This is a genomic window from Amycolatopsis eburnea (genome assembly GCF_003937945.1).
GTDB classification, from domain to species: Bacteria; Actinomycetota; Actinomycetes; order Mycobacteriales; family Pseudonocardiaceae; genus Amycolatopsis; species Amycolatopsis eburnea.
This window is the reverse complement of the sequence record NZ_RSEC01000024.1, coordinates 101,702-115,890: the sequence shown is the minus strand read 5'-3', so window position 1 is coordinate 115,890 and position 14,189 is coordinate 101,702. Positions and strand designations below refer to the sequence as shown.

General features: G+C 73.3%; 10 protein-coding genes. 4 read left to right on the top strand and 6 right to left on the bottom strand.

What is annotated here, in order from left to right; genetic code table 11:
* Positions 1–13 precede the first annotated feature (13 nt).
* Together EIY87_RS06770 and EIY87_RS06765 are read left to right on the top strand one after the other, a co-directional pair.
* Positions 14–850: an alpha/beta fold hydrolase gene (locus EIY87_RS06770; RefSeq protein ID WP_125306797.1), complete on the top strand. Its 837-nt coding sequence runs from the start codon at positions 14–16 to the stop codon at positions 848–850.
* 75 nt (positions 851–925) lie between these two features.
* Positions 926–1,987, top strand: a complete 1,062-nt coding sequence (locus tag EIY87_RS06765) for a GNAT family N-acetyltransferase (RefSeq protein WP_125306947.1) — start codon at positions 926–928, stop codon at positions 1,985–1,987.
* On the opposite strand, the gene def is transcribed toward EIY87_RS06765, so the two are convergent.
* From def to EIY87_RS06735, 6 genes are read right to left on the bottom strand one after another with little or no spacing between them, the layout of a single operon-like run.
* Positions 1,984–2,484 carry a peptide deformylase gene (gene def / locus EIY87_RS06760; RefSeq protein WP_125306796.1) on the bottom strand — a complete coding sequence of 167 codons (501 nt, stop codon included), beginning with the start codon at positions 2,482–2,484 and terminating at the stop codon, positions 1,984–1,986. The two genes, EIY87_RS06765 and def, sit on opposite strands and share 4 nt — an antisense overlap.
* A gap of 37 nt (positions 2,485–2,521) precedes the next feature.
* A complete protein-coding gene (locus tag EIY87_RS06755; RefSeq protein ID WP_191983982.1) occupies positions 2,522–7,189 on the bottom strand; it encodes a DEAD/DEAH box helicase in 4,668 nt (1,555 codons plus the stop codon).
* A complete protein-coding gene (locus tag EIY87_RS06750; protein WP_125306795.1) occupies positions 7,170–7,970 on the bottom strand; it encodes a DeoR/GlpR family DNA-binding transcription regulator in 801 nt (266 codons plus the stop codon). The genes EIY87_RS06755 and EIY87_RS06750 overlap by 20 nt, the downstream gene beginning before the upstream one ends.
* Positions 7,942–9,219 (bottom strand): MFS transporter, encoded by a 1,278-nt coding sequence (locus EIY87_RS06745; protein WP_125306794.1) that lies wholly within the window; start codon positions 9,217–9,219, stop codon positions 7,942–7,944. The genes EIY87_RS06750 and EIY87_RS06745 overlap by 29 nt, the downstream gene beginning before the upstream one ends.
* Entirely contained in the window at positions 9,216–10,244 is a 1,029-nt protein-coding gene (gene pdxA, locus EIY87_RS06740; RefSeq protein WP_125306793.1) for a 4-hydroxythreonine-4-phosphate dehydrogenase PdxA, read from the bottom strand. The genes EIY87_RS06745 and pdxA overlap by 4 nt, the downstream gene beginning before the upstream one ends.
* Positions 10,241–11,491: a four-carbon acid sugar kinase family protein gene (locus EIY87_RS06735; protein ID WP_125306792.1), complete on the bottom strand. Its 1,251-nt coding sequence runs from the start codon at positions 11,489–11,491 to the stop codon at positions 10,241–10,243. The genes pdxA and EIY87_RS06735 overlap by 4 nt, the downstream gene beginning before the upstream one ends.
* 181 nt (positions 11,492–11,672) lie before the next feature.
* Here EIY87_RS06735 and EIY87_RS06730 point away from each other — a divergent pair, with 181 nt between their 5' ends.
* A complete protein-coding gene (locus EIY87_RS06730; protein ID WP_125306791.1) occupies positions 11,673–13,517 on the top strand; it encodes an Hsp70 family protein in 1,845 nt (614 codons plus the stop codon).
* Between the two features lie 277 nt (positions 13,518–13,794).
* Positions 13,795–13,989 (top strand): DUF3046 domain-containing protein, encoded by a 195-nt coding sequence (locus EIY87_RS06725; protein ID WP_086862439.1) that lies wholly within the window; start codon positions 13,795–13,797, stop codon positions 13,987–13,989.
* Positions 13,990–14,189: the final 200 nt, after the last annotated feature.

Here is a 14,189-nt window from a genome sequence, read left to right as displayed (position 1 = left end):
TAGCTTGGAGGTCATGGAGACCTTCGACTGGGAGGGGCGCCGGATCGCCTGGGAACGCGCCGGCTCCGGGCCCCCGGTGGTGTTCTGCCACGGCACGCCGTGGTCGTCGTGGCTGTGGCGGCCCTTCGCCGACGCGCTGAGCGGCGACTTCACCGTCTACCTCTGGGACATGCCCGGCTACGGCCGGTCTTCGAAGGACGCCGGCCACGAGGTCGGCTTCGACGTCCAGGCCGATGCCTTCCGGGCGCTGCTCGCGCACTGGGAGCTCGACCGGCCGCACGTCGTCGCCCACGACTACGGCGGCGTCGTCTCGCTGCGCGTCCACCTGGTGCACGGCGTGCCGTACGCGTCGCTGCTGCTGGTCGACGCCGTGGCCATCCCGCCGTCGGGCTCGCCGTTCTTCCGGCTCGTCAAGGAGCACCCGGAGGTGCTCGCCCGGGTACCGCCGTACATCCACGAGGCGCTGGTCCGGGCCTACGTCGCCAACGCGAGCCACCGCGAGCTGCGCGCGGCCGACGTCGACGAGCTCGCCGCCCCGTGGCTCGGCGACGAGGGCCAGCCGGCGTTGTACCGCCAGATCGCGGCGTACGACGAGAGCTACCTGGCCGAGATCGAGGGGCTGCTGGACCGGGCCGACCTGCCCGTGCACGTCCTCTGGGGCACCGAGGACACCTGGATCCCGATCGCCATCGGCGAGCGGCTCGCCGCGGGCATCCCCGGCGCGAAGTTCACCCCGATCCGCGACGCCGGGCACCTGGTCCAGCTGGACGCCCCGGTCGCGCTGGCGACGGAGCTGCGGTCCTGGCTGACGAGTGTTTCGGCGGGGTTGCCGGGCCGCGTCGAACGCTGATCTGCGCGAAACACCGGCGTCCTGGCGCGGCAACAACCACCGGGGACCGTGGGGGGCATGGAGACCTCCAGAGCGTTGCCCCAGCCGGGCCGGACGGCCGTCGTCGAGGAACCCGCCGGCGCGTCGGCGTGGCGGGTGCGGGTCCGGATGCACGACCACCCCGGCACCCTGGCCCGCCTCGCCATCCGGCTCGCCGACCTGGAGTGCAACATCCTCGGCCTGAGCGTGCTGCCGGTGCCCGGCGGGGTGCTGGACGAGATCGTGCTGCGCCCCGCCACCGGCCTGCCCCGCCGGCGGCTGGTCGAAGCGCTGCGCGCCGAGGGCTGCGAATGCACCGCGATCATCGACGCCGACGTCCACGAGCTGGTCGACCCGTCCGCGTCGACGCTGCTGGCGGCCCGCCGCGCGGTCGACGACCCGGCCCGCCTCGCCGAAGTGCTGAAGGACGTGCTCGCCGCCGACGTCGTCACCCTCGTGCCCGCCACCGAGGCGAACCCGGCCCGCACCGAGAGCGGGCACCGGGCGGTGTTCGCGCTGGCCGGCGGCAGCGCGCTGGTGGCGCGCCGCCGCTGGGCACCGTTCGTCCAGCTGGAGCTGACCCGCGCCGGAGCGCTGCTGGCGCTGCTCGCCGCGGCGGCCCGGAACGCGGCCGGCCCGGTCGTGCTCGACCGTCCCGACGGCGCCGCGATCGTCCTGCGCAAAGGCGTCCCCGGCGACGCCGACGCGGTCGCCGACCTGCACCGGCGCTGTTCGATGGCGACGCTCTTCCGGCGCTACCACTCGGGCGTGCGGACGGTCCCGCGCCGCTGGCTGCACCGGTTGCTCGTGCCCCCGCGCGGAACCAGCGTGCTGGCGGTCTTCGGCCGCGAGGTGATCGGCCTGGCGCAGCTCATCCCGAACGCTTCGGGCACCGCCGAGATCTCCCTGCTGGTGGAGGACGACTGGCAGCGGCAGGGCATCGGCACGGCCCTGCTGGCCCGGCTCGCCGTTCTCGCGGAAGCCCAGGGAATCACGGAGCTGACGGCGGACTCCCTCACCGGCGACGACGTCCTGCCCCGCACGGCGGCCCGGGCCGGCCTGCGGACGGAACGCGCCGTCGACGACGGCGCCAAGCTTCGGCTGTTCTTGCCCTCCTAACGCTTCCAGAACCAGTCTTTTTCCCGCGCTTCGCGCAGGGCGGACTTCTTGCGCTCGGCGGTGAGCCGGTCGAGGTAGAGGACGCCGTCGAGGTGATCGGTCTCGTGCTGCAGGCACTGGGCCAGCACGTCTTCGCCTTCGACCTCGATGGGCTCGTTGTGGACGTCGACGCCCCGGACCTTCGCGTGCTTGGCGCGCCGGGTGGGGAACCACAGCTCCGGCACGGACAGGCAGCCCTCGCTGATCTCGTGCGTCTCTTCGGACAGCTCGACGATCTCGGGGTTGATGACGTACCCGGTCAGCCCGGCGACGTCATAGCTGAACACCCGCAGCCCGACGCCGATCTGCGGCGCGGCGAGCCCGGCGCGCCCGGCGGGCTTGACCGAGTCGACGAGGTCCCGCACGAGCGCCTCGAGCTTCTCGTCGAACACGGTGACCGGGTCGCAGACGGACTTGAGGATCGGGTCGCCGAAATAGCGCAGTTCGCGCATCGCCATGAGCAGAACATCCTTCGTGCGGTGTCGGACTGGCAGCTTAGGCCCGGAGGCGCAGACCCGAGGGCGTGGCCCGGAAACCCGCTTCCCGCAGCACTTCCGCCAGCTCCGACGTCAGCGCCTGCTCGCCGTCCGCACGCTGGACCGACAGCTGACCCAGCCAGCCTTCCCGCACCGCCGCCGACAACGCCTGCGCCGCGTCCACCAGCGGTTGCCGCTCCTCGGTGAAGCTCAGCAGTGATTTGCCTCCTCGTTCGACGTAGAGCGCCGGCACGCCGTCCACCAGGACCGCCAGCGCGCCGGCCTTGCGGGCCGGACGGTGTTTCGTGTCGCCCGTCGCCGCCGGCCACGGGAGCGCCGCGCCGTACGGCTGAGCCGGGTCCGCCGCGGCCAGGACCACCGCCCGGCCGGGTGCCGGGCGGCCTGGGCCCGACAGCGCGCGCAGGCGGTCCACCGCGCCCTTCGCCGCGAACTGGGCCGCGCCGAGCCCCTCCACGACGTAGCCGCGGATCACCTGGCCGGTGTCCTCCATGCCGCGGAGGACCTTGTAGATCCCCGAAAACCCGCCGGTGACGCGTTCGGTGTCGAGCGCGCCGCGCGTAAGGACGCCGTGGCGCTCCAGGAACGCCTCGGTGCGGGCGTGGGCTCGCCGGGTCGCGTCGGTTTCGCGGGGCGGGGTCAGCGCCCACCGGCCCGCCACGGTCGGCGGTCCGGAGCGCGACGGCATCTGCGGCCGCCCGGCCCGCAACCGCGCGTACCGGCCGCGCGGCGCCTGGCGCCGGGGTTTGTGCGCGCCGTGCCCGGCGACCTGCGCCCGCAGCGGCCCCAGCGTGTCGCCGGTGACCAGCCCCGCCCACACCAGGTCCCACAGCGCCGCCACGACTTCGGCGTCGCTCGGGGCCTTCTCCACCAGCACGGTCGCGCGGTCCACCAGCTGCCGGAAGAACAGCGCGCCACCCTCCAAAGTGGACACGAGCGCGTCGTGCAGCGGACCGGTCGGGATGTCCTCGACGACTTCGGGCAGCAGCAGGTCGGCGACGTCGGTGGGGGCGAGGGCGATCCAGCCGTCGCCGCCGGACAGCGCGCCGCAGCCCGCCCAGGTGACCTCGCCCGCCGTCGTCAGCTCGTCCAGCAGCGCGGGGGAGTAGCCCGGCAGCCGCCCGGGCAGGATCAGCGACTCCACCGCGCTCGCCGGCAACGGCGCCCCGGCGAGCTGCTCGACGACGGACAGCACGTCGTCCGCCGTCGGCGCCGCCCGGACGCGGCCGCCGAACCCGTGCCACGCTGGCAGGAACCGGCCCAGCGCCGCCGGCTCGACCGGCTCGACCTCCGCTCGCAGCTTCGCCAGCGAAGCCCGCCGCAGCCGGCGCAGGACCGCGGAGTCGCAGTACTCGATCCCGACCCCGTGGGTGTCGGGATGCCCGACCGGGCTCAGTTCGCCGCGGACCAGGCGGCCTTCGCCGGTCATCCGGTCGAGGACGCCGGTGACGACGGCCAGGCCGAGCCCGAACCGCTCGGCCACCGCCGCCGCCGCGAACGGCCCGCGGCCGCGGGCGTACCGCGACAGCAGGTCGCCGAGCGGGTCCGCCACCGGTTCGGTGAACGCCTCGGGCACGCCCACCGGCAGCGCGGTGCCCAGCGCGTCCCGCACCCGGCCCGCGTCCTCGATCGCCAGGAACCGTTCCGTGCCGCCGATCCGCACCCGGATCGCCCGCCGAGCCGCTTCCAGCTCGGTGAGCCACTCCGGCTGGATCCCGCGCTCCGCGGCCTCTTCGACGGTCAGGTCGCCGAGGAACCGCAGCAGGTCGGCGGCGTCCTCGGCCGAGCGCGCGTGCCGGTCGGGTTCGAGCCGTTGCAGCGACCGTTCCACCTCGCGCACAGCTTCCGGGTCGAGCAGTTCGCGGATCGCTTCGGTGCCGAGGAGTTCGGCCAGCAGCGCCGAATCCAGCGACAGCGCCGCCGCCCGCCGCTCGGCCAGCGGCGCGTCGGTCTCGTACAGGAACATCCCGACGTAGCCGAAGAGCAGGCTGCGCGCGAACGGCGACGCGGCCGGCGTCTCGACCTCCACCAGCCGGACCTTGCGTGCCCGGACGTCGGCCATCAGCTCCCGCAGCCCGCCCACGTCGTAGACGTCCTGCAGGACCTCCCGCATCGCTTCCAGCACGACCGGGAACCGTTCGTACTTAGCCGCGACCGACAGCAGCTGCGACGCGCGTTGCCGTTGCTGCCACAGGGGAGTCCGGCGCCGGGGGTCCCGGCGCGGCAGCAGCAGCGACCGCGCCGCGCACTCCCGGAACCGGGCCGCGAACACGGCCGAGCCGCCGACCTCGGCGACGATCAGCTGCTCCACCTCTTCGGGGTCGAGCAGGATGTCGTCCGCGCCGATGGTGACGTCCGCGCCGTCGGCGTCGAGAGCGTCGGGCAGCCGCAGGACGATGCCGTCGTCGGAGTGCGCCACCTGCGCGTCCACCCCGCGGTTCTCCCGCAGCCGCGCGGCGATCGCGAGGGCCCACGGCGCGTTCACCTGCGCGCCGAACGGCGAGTGCACGACGATCCGCCAGTCGCCCAGCTCGTCGCGGTAGCGCTCCAGCAGGATCGTCCGGTCGTTCGGGACGTGCCGCGTGGCTTCCTTCTGCTCGGCCAGGTACTGCAGCAGGTTGTCGCACGCCCGCTCGTCCAGCCCCGCCGCGGCGGCCCGCTCGCGTGCCTTGTCCGCGTCCGATGTGGACAGTTCACGGACGAACTTCCCCAGCGCCCGGCCGAGTTCCAGCGGACGGCCCGGCGCGTCGCCCTTCCAGAACGGCATCCGCGCCGGCTCGCCGGGCGCGGGCACCACGATGACCCGGTCGTGCGTGATGTCGGTGATCCGCCACGACGACGTGCCGAGCAGGATGGTGTCGCCGACCCGCGACTCGTACACCATCTCTTCGTCGAACTCGCCGACCCGCGAGCCGGGCTTGTCGTCCGCGCCCGGCGTCATGACGGTGAACAGGCCGCGGTCCGGGATGGTGCCGCCCGAGGTCACGGCCAGCCGCTGCGAGCCCGGCCGCCCGCGCAGTTCGCCGCTGATGCGGTCCCACGTGATCCGCGCCCGCAGCTCGCCGAACTCCTCGCTGGGGTACCGGCCCGCGAGCATGTCGAGCACCGCGTGCAGCGCGTCGTCCGGCAGCGACGCGAACGGCGCCGCCCGCCGCACCAGCGACGCCAGGTCCGGCACCGTCCACGGTTCCAGCGCCACCATGGCCACGACGTGCTGCGCCAGGACGTCGAGCGGGTTGCGCGGGTACCGGACCGCCTCGATCGCGCCGCTCGCCATCCGTTCCGCGACCACCGCGCACGAGACGAGGTCGCCGCGGAACTTCGGGAACATCACCCCGGAGGAGACGGCGCCGACCTGGTGCCCGGCCCGGCCGACGCGCTGCAGCCCGGACGCCACCGTCGGCGGCGCCTCGATCTGCACCACCAGGTCGACCGCGCCCATGTCGATGCCCAGCTCCAGCGACGACGTCGCGACCACGCACGGCAGCCGCCCGGACTTGAGGTCCTCCTCGACGTGCGTGCGCTGCTCCCGCGACATCGACCCGTGGTGCGCCCGGGCGATCACCGGCGGCGCGCCGGTGCTGACCCCGGACTGGCCTACAGCCTCGGCGGGGAAGGCATCCGCGGGCGTGAGTTCGGTCTGCTCGGCGGCCAGCTCGTTGAGCCGCGCCGTCATCCGCTCGGTGAGCCGGCGCGAGTTGGCGAACACGATGGTCGAGCGGTGGGCCCGGATCAGGCTCAGCACCCGCTCCTCGACGGCCGGCCAGATCGACGGCCGCTGCACCGGGTTGCCCGCCATCTCCTCCAGCGTGCCCAGGCCGCCGGGCGCGATGTCGCCGGGCGGGAACGCCTCGGTCAGCGACTCCAGGGACTCCAGCGCGTCGAGCGGACTCGGTGCCGGACCCTGCGGTGCGTCGAGGTTGCTCATGTCCTCGACCGGGACCTCGACGCGCACCTCGATGGTCTTCGCCAGCTTCGGCTGGACCACCCGCACCGGGCGGCCCCCGGCGAGGAACGCGCTCACCTCGTCGACCGGGCGGACCGTCGCCGAGAGCCCGATCCGCTGCGCCGGCTTCGGCAGCAGCGAGTCCAGCCGCTCCAGGGAGAGCGCGAGGTGCGCGCCGCGCTTGCCGCCGGCGACCGCGTGCACCTCGTCGACGATCACGGTCTCGACGCCGCGCAGCGACTCCCGCGCCGACGACGTGAGGATGAGGAAGAGCGACTCCGGCGTGGTCACCAGCACGTCCGGCGGGGTCTTGCCGAACGTGCGGCGCTCGGCCGCGGTGGTGTCGCCGGTGCGCATGCCCACTTCGATCTCCGGCACCGGCAGCCCGAGCCGCCGGGTGGCCTGCGAGATGCCCGCCAGCGGCGCGCGCAGGTTCCGCTGGACGTCGACCGCGAGGGCCTTCAGCGGGGAGACGTAGAGGATGCGGCAGCGCTTGGTGGCCTCCGCCGGCGGTGGTTCCACCGAGAGCCGGTCGAGCGCCCAGAGGAACGCGGACAGGGTCTTGCCGGACCCGGTCGGCGCGACGACGAGGGCGTGCTCGCCCGCGTGCGCCGCCCGCCAGGCCCCTTCCTGCGCCGCGGTGGGCGCGGCGAAGGCCCCCGCGAACCAGTCCCGGGTCGCGGGGGAGAAGAGGTCGAGCACGTCAACTGCCACGTCGTCCATGATGCGCGGCACCACCGACAATTTCGGATCCTCCCGCCGGGATCACGCTGTCGGCGAACTGCGGGAAGACGACGTCGACCCGCGGCTCGTCGGTGATCAGCCGGTAGTCGCGATCCAGCGGAGCCCAGTAGGAAAAAGGGGCCTTTCCCAGCTTGGAGTGGTCGGCCAGCACGTACGCTTCGCCGCCCGCGTGGAGCATCGCGTGCTTGACCACCGACTGCTCCAGTGAGGGGCAGCACAGCCCCCGGCCGTCGACCACGCCGTCCGCGCCCAGGAACACCCGATCGGGTGAGATGTGCCGCAGCTGGGCCAGCACGCTCTCGCCCAGGATCGCTTCGTTGGGGTGCCGCAGCCGGCCGCCGAGGACGATCAGGTCGATCCCGGCGAACCCGGCCAGCTCGCGGATGGCGTTGACGCCGTTGGTGACCACCGTCAGCCCCTCGCGGTGCGCGAGGTGGCGGGCGAGCCTGCCGGTGGTCGTGCCGGCGTCGAGCAGCACCACCTCGCCGTCCTCGACCAGCGCGGCGGCCTCGCGTGCGATGGCCTCCTTGGCCGCGGCGTGCTCCTGGTCCTTCTCCCGGGGACTGCGCTCGGTGTCGAGCGCGCCGCCGTAGGTGCGGACGACGTGCCCGGCCCCGGCGAGGGAGGCGAGGTCGCGGCGGATCGTCGACTCGGAGACGCCGAACTCGGCGGCCAGCTCCGCGATGCCGCCGGCGCCGTCGCGGACGGCCTCCAGCAGCATCGCGCGCCGGTCACGGGTGCCTGGTCGGGGCTGGGACATGCGCCGACTCTGCCACAGCCGCGGGTTTCAGCCCGAAGAACGCGAGGCCGGCGGCCACGGCGAGGAACGCGGCCAGCACCACGAACCCGGTGGTCGCGCTGCCGGTGACGTCGGTGAGCCAGCCGACCAGGTAGGGCCCGGCGAACCCGCCGAGGTTGCCGAGCGCGTTGATCAGGCCCATCGCCACGGCGACCACCTCGATGCCGAGGAGCCGGCTGGGGATCGCCCAGAACGGCCCGTACGGCATGTACACGCCGGTCGCGACGACGCACAGCAGGACCAGCTGCACGGCAGGCGGCCAGTGCACGAGGTTGCCGAGCAGGAGCCCGGCGATGGCGACGAGCAGCGGCACGGTGACCGCGAGCCGCCGGTTGCCGGTGCGGTCCGACCAGTGCGCGCACGCGACCATCCCGGCCAGCGCGAGGACGTACGGCACGGCGGAGAGGAACCCGACCGCGGTGGCCGAACCGCCCGTCATCGCCTTCACGACCGAGGGCAGCCACAGGCTGAAGCCGTAGAAGCCGGTGATCCAGAAGAAGTAGACGCCGATCAGCAGCAGCACCTGGCGGTTCGCGAGCGCCTGCCGGTAGCCCTGCTTCGCGAAGGCCGGCTTCGCGTCTTCTTCGGCCTTCAACGTGGTTTCGAGGTATTCGCGTTCCTCGGCGGAGATCCAGCGCGCCTTCGCCGGGCGGTCGGCCACCGCGAACGACCAGACGACCGCCCACAGCAGCGGCGGCAGGCCCTGGAGCACGAACACCCAGCGCCACGACATGTGGTCGAGCATCAGCCCGGACAGCGGGGACATGACGATCGCCGAGATCGGCAGGCACGTCATCCACAACGCGTTCGCGCGCGCCCGTTCGGCCTGCGGGAACCAGGACGCCAGCAGGATCAGCACCGCGGGCCACACGCCGCCTTCGAACAGCCCGAGCAGCAATCGCGCGAGGTGCAGCTGCGTTTCGTTCCGCACGAGTCCGCACAGCACCGCCGCGAACGCCCACGCGATCATCAGGATCAGCACCGTCTTGCGGGCGCTCCACTTCGCCGCCAGCACCGCCGCCGGGATCTGCAGGACGAGGTAGCCGACGAAGAAGATGCCGCTCGCCAGCCCCTTCGCGCTGGCGGACAGCGGGAAGTCGCCGCCGATGTAGGGCAGGATCACCGCGACGTTCGTGCGGTCGAGGTAGGCCAGCAGGTACATGACCACCGCGACCGGGATCACGTACGCCCAGCGCTTGCGGGGGATCACCGGACGCTCGGCGGGTAGATCGCGGGCAGCTTCCGCGCGTACGGCGCCAGTGTCGCCGCGGCCTTGAACGCCGCGCGCATCGTGCCGTGCGAAGCCCGGCCCGTGCCGGCGATGTCGAACGCCGTGCCGTGGTCGACCGACGTGCGCAGGATCGGCAGGCCGACGGTCACCGAGACCGTGCCGTCGAAGTCGTACGTCTTCGACGCGATGTGCCCCTGGTCGTGGTAGAGCGAGAGCACGCCGTCGAAGCGGCCTTGGATCCCTTGGTGGAACACGGAATCCGCCGGGATCGGGCCGACGACGTCGAGCCCCGCGGCCTGCGCGGCGGCCACCGCGGGCGCGATGGCGACGATCTCCTCGTCGCCGAACTTGCCGTTCTCGCCGCCGTGCGGGTTCAGCGCCGCCACGGCGAGTCTCGGTTTCTCCGTGCCGAACACCTCCAGCGCGGTGTACGCCTCGCGGATCGCGTGTTCGATGTTCTCCCGCGTGATCCGGTCGATCGCCTCACGCAGCGAGAGGTGCCGGGTGGCGAAGAAGATCTTCAGCCCGGACACCCAGAACATCGTGTTGAACCGGGTCGAGCCGGTCAGCTCGCCGAGCATCTCGGTGTGCCCGAGGTGCTGCGAACCCGCGGCCCAGATCGCCTCCTTGTTGATCGGCGCGGTCACGACCGCGTCGACCTCGCCGGCCAGCGCGAGCCGGGTGGCGACCTCGATCGCGCCGACCGCCGCCGCGCCCGCGGTCGCGTTGACCTCGCCCCACGGCAGGTCTTCGGTGACGACACCCAGGTCGAGCACGTCGATCACGCCCGGGGTGAAGCGCGCGTCGGCGACCGTGGCGATCGGGTTGATCTCCACGGACAGGCCCAGGTGCCGGGCGACGCGGTCGAGCACCGGCGCGTCGCCGACCGCGACCCCGCGCGCCAGCTGCAGCGCCTCCGGCTCGGCCAGGGTCTTCAGGGTGATCTCCGGGCCGATGCCCACGGGGTCGCCGAGGGTGACGGCGAGGACGGGGAGGTCGCTCACGGGTTCTTCCTTCCGGTGGCCAGCACGTGGTTGAGGTGTTCCAGGCAGGCGACCGCGGCGTCGCGCCCGCCGATCAGCCCGCCCTTGGTGGCGAAGGGCAGCCCGCCGTACGGTCCGCCGGACAGCCGCCCGGCGACCGCGAGGGGCAGGACTTCGGAGTCGATTTCGAAGCCTTCGGCTCCGAGCGACTTCGTGACCTCGACGGCGATGTCGCCGCCGGTGGCGTAGAGCCCGCCGATCCGGTGCGCGCCGAGCACCAGCCGGGCCGCTTCGCCGAGCGCCGGCGGGAGCCGCGCCGCGACCACCGGGTCGACCGGCGTGCCGGGTGCGGGCGCCCGGGTGCGGATGCCGACGACCCGGTGCCCGGCGTCGAGGAGCCTGCCGGCCGCGGCGGCGACGGCCGGTGGATCGGGCCGGTCCGCGTCGACGTCGACGTACCGCGCGTCCAGCACCAGCTCGGTTTCCAGGAGCTGGTCGTGCGTCCGGCCGGTGATGCTGCCGACGACCGCGAGCACCGGCGGGACGGTGCCGTGGCCGGGGGCGAGTCCCAGCGCCGCCGCCAGCCGGACGCCGAACGGCCCGGAGTCGACGGAGATCCACTTCGTGCCCTCGGCCGCCAGCCGGGCGGCGGCCTTGGCGACGGTGGTGAGGTGCCGGTTCGTCGTGGCGTCGCAGACGACGATCCCGGCCGGGCACCGCAGGGCGGCTTCGACCGCGTCCACGCCGGCTTCGACGACGTCCAGCGGCAGTTCGGCGATCTCGCGGCGGGTCGGCCCGAGGAGGGTGCGGACCCGCGAGGACCCGACCGGCGCCAGGGGATCGCGCGCGGCGGGGCTTTCGGCCAGCGGCACGCCGTCGACCAGGTGCAGGCCGCCGAGGGTGACCCGGCCGGCGTCCGGGAAGGCGGGGACGACCAGCGCGCGGGCGGCCGGCGCCGACACCAGAACGGCTTCGGTCTCCGCGCCGACGTTGCCGCGCAGCGTCGTGTCCACGCGTTTCACCGTGAGCTCGACCGGCCCGGCCAGCTCGATCGTCTCCCGCACCGCCCGCGCGGCGTGTGGCGGCGAAGCGTGCCGGGTACCCAGGTTGACCACCAGCGCGTCGATCCCGCTGTCCGCGCGGAAGCAGGGCGCCTCCGGCTCCAACGGCGCGTTGACGGAAACCGCGCGCAGCCCGAAGCGGGCGTACAGCGCTCCGGTCGCGTTGCTGCCCGTGAGGTCGTCCCCGAGGACGAGCAGCTTCGGCATCACGACGCTCCTTTGCGCGGTTCGTGCAACTCGTGTGACCGAACTGCGCAACTATCGTGCCTCGTGATCCACCTCTCCGTCAAGCGGCGGGGGACTTTCGCGGGTCCGCACGCACGGTGACCGCGCGCATGGCAGCATCACGGCGAACGCCGTCGAGGCGGGTTTTGTGAAGGGGAGTGCAGTGCGGATCCTGTCGGTGGACCTCGGGACGTCCAACACCGTCGCCGTCCTTTCGGCGCACGGCATGCCGCCCCGGGTCGTCGAGGTGGACGGCTCGGCCAACATGCCGTCGGCGGTGTTCGCCACCGAAGAGGGCACGATCATGGTCGGCCGCGACGCCGAGCGCCGCGCCCGGCTCGACCCGACCCGCTTCGAGCCGAACCCCAAGCGCCGCATCGACGAGCAGACCCTGCTCCTCGGCACCGACGTCGTCCCGGTGACCGACGCGCTGGCCGCCATCCTGCGCCGCGTGCTCGAAGAGACGTCCCGCCAGCTCGGCGGCGAGCAGCCCGACGAGGTCCGGCTGACCCACCCCGCGCAGTGGGGCCAGACCCGCCGCAACGTCCTGATGTCCGCCGCCCGGCTCGCCGGGATGGGCCAGAACATCCTGCTGGTGCCGGAGCCGGTCGCCGCGGCCGCGCACTTCGCGTCGTTCCCCGGCAAGTCCCTCGCCCCCGGCCAGGCGCTCGCGGTCTACGACCTCGGCGCCGGCACCTTCGACGTCGCCGTCGTCGGCGCCACGCAGAACGGCTTCACCGTGCTCGCCGAGGACGGCCTGCCCGACCTCGGCGGCCTCGACGTCGACCAGGCGCTGATGGTGCACGTCGGGCGGGAGGTCTCGCACTCGGACCCGCAGCGCTGGCAGCGGCTGCTGCGCCCGGAGTCCACCGGCGACCGGCGCACCCGGCGCGCGCTGCAGGAAGACGTCAAGGCGGCCAAGGAGGCGCTGTCGCGGCACCCGCAGACCGAGGTGCCGATGCCGGAGCCGTTCAAGGACGTCCTGGTGACCCGCGGCGAGCTGGAAGGCCTGGTCCGGCCGGCGATGCTGCGCAGCGTCGAGCTGCTGTCGCGGACGCTGCGCTCGTCGGGGCTGAGCCCGGACCGGCTGGCCGGCATCTACCTGGTCGGCGGGTCGAGCCGGCTGCCGCTGGTCGGCACCATGATCGCGGAGAAGCTCGGTGTCGTGCCGGGCAGCCTCGACCAGCCGGAAACCGCCGTGGCGCTGGGCGCGCAGCACGTCGCCCGCGACGGACTGGGCGCGCGGACGCAGAACGTCGAAGGCGCGGTGGCCGCCGGTACCGGGCCGCACCGCCCGCAGTACGCGCCGCCCCCTCCGTCGCCGCAGCAGTACCAGGGCTACTTCCCGCCCAGCGGGCCGCAGCCGGTGCCGTCGAACTTCCCCGCGTACTCGCCCGCGGCCCCCGCGGAGAAGGCCGAGCCGAAGGCCGGAGGCAGGAAGAAGCTGCTCATCGGGATCGCGGCCGCGGTCGTCGTGGTGCTCGCCGCGGGGCTGACCTTCTTCCTGACGTCGTCGTCTTCGGTGACGACCTACACCGCGGACCAGTGCAAGACGCCGGGCCAGGCGGACGACAAGGGGCTCACCGGCTGCCTGCGCCAGCTCGCCGGGAAGATCGCCGACACCGGCGACTGCAAGCCGGGCATGGGCAACGGCCCGGCGGCGCCGGCGAAGAGCCTCGGCGTGGCCTCGACCTGCTCCGCGCCGGGACGCGCGGGCACGCAGGTGACCTACGTCCAGGGCGACAGCGCCGACACGCTCAAGGAGTACACCGACGGCCTGCTCACCTCCGCGGGCGGCGACCGCACCGAGGCCGACTGGGGCGGCAACGGGCTCAAGGGCCACTACTCGTCCGCGGCGGGCAAGACGGCGGCGGTGCTCGTGTTCACGGTGTCTGACCGGCCGCTCGTGGGGTTCATCTACCAGCTGAACTCGAGTCAGCAGGCCGAGGCGACCACGCCGGACACCCTCGCCAACTACTTCGAGGCGAGCGTCCAGCCGGGGGAGTAGCGGCCGGTTCGGTGGCTCGCAACGTCATGAACGAGTCGTTCACCTCGCCGGACGAGGTGAAAGGGTCGTTCATGACGTCCGGGGCTGGGCCTGCGGTGTCTTGAATGAGTCATTCAGGACCTCCGAAGACCTGAATGAGTCATTCAGGACGTCGGCGAAGCCGCCGCCGGGCAAACCGCCGCGACTTTGCCGGAGCCCTGACGTCCGGGCCCGGGCGTGGGGAGGCCGGTGCCGGGCGCGAACGGACCGTTCGTGCCCGCCGGTTAGAGTGGGTCCGATGCGGATCACGGTTTTCCGGCGGCTGATGGCCGAGGAGTTCGGCCCCGGCCGGGCCCAGGTGCTGGCCAGGGACCACGTCCTCAGCGGGCTCGGCGGGCGCACCGTCGACCAGGCGCTGACCGCGGGAATCCCGGCGAAAGAGATCTGGCGGGAGGTCTGCGACGCCTTCGATGTGCCCTTCGAACGTCGCTGACCTGGGCGGATACGCACGGGTCCTGACCCGGGCGGGCGAAAATCCTAGCGCAAGGGTGTGTCGCTGCCGACCTCGAACACGTGTTCGTCTATGGTGTTGTCCACATCGGGTCCAGCGATCCACAGATTGGGCGCCGCGCCTGGAATTGTCGGTCCCCGCCGCTAGCGTCGGACCGGACAGCTGAAGAACCGACACAGAGC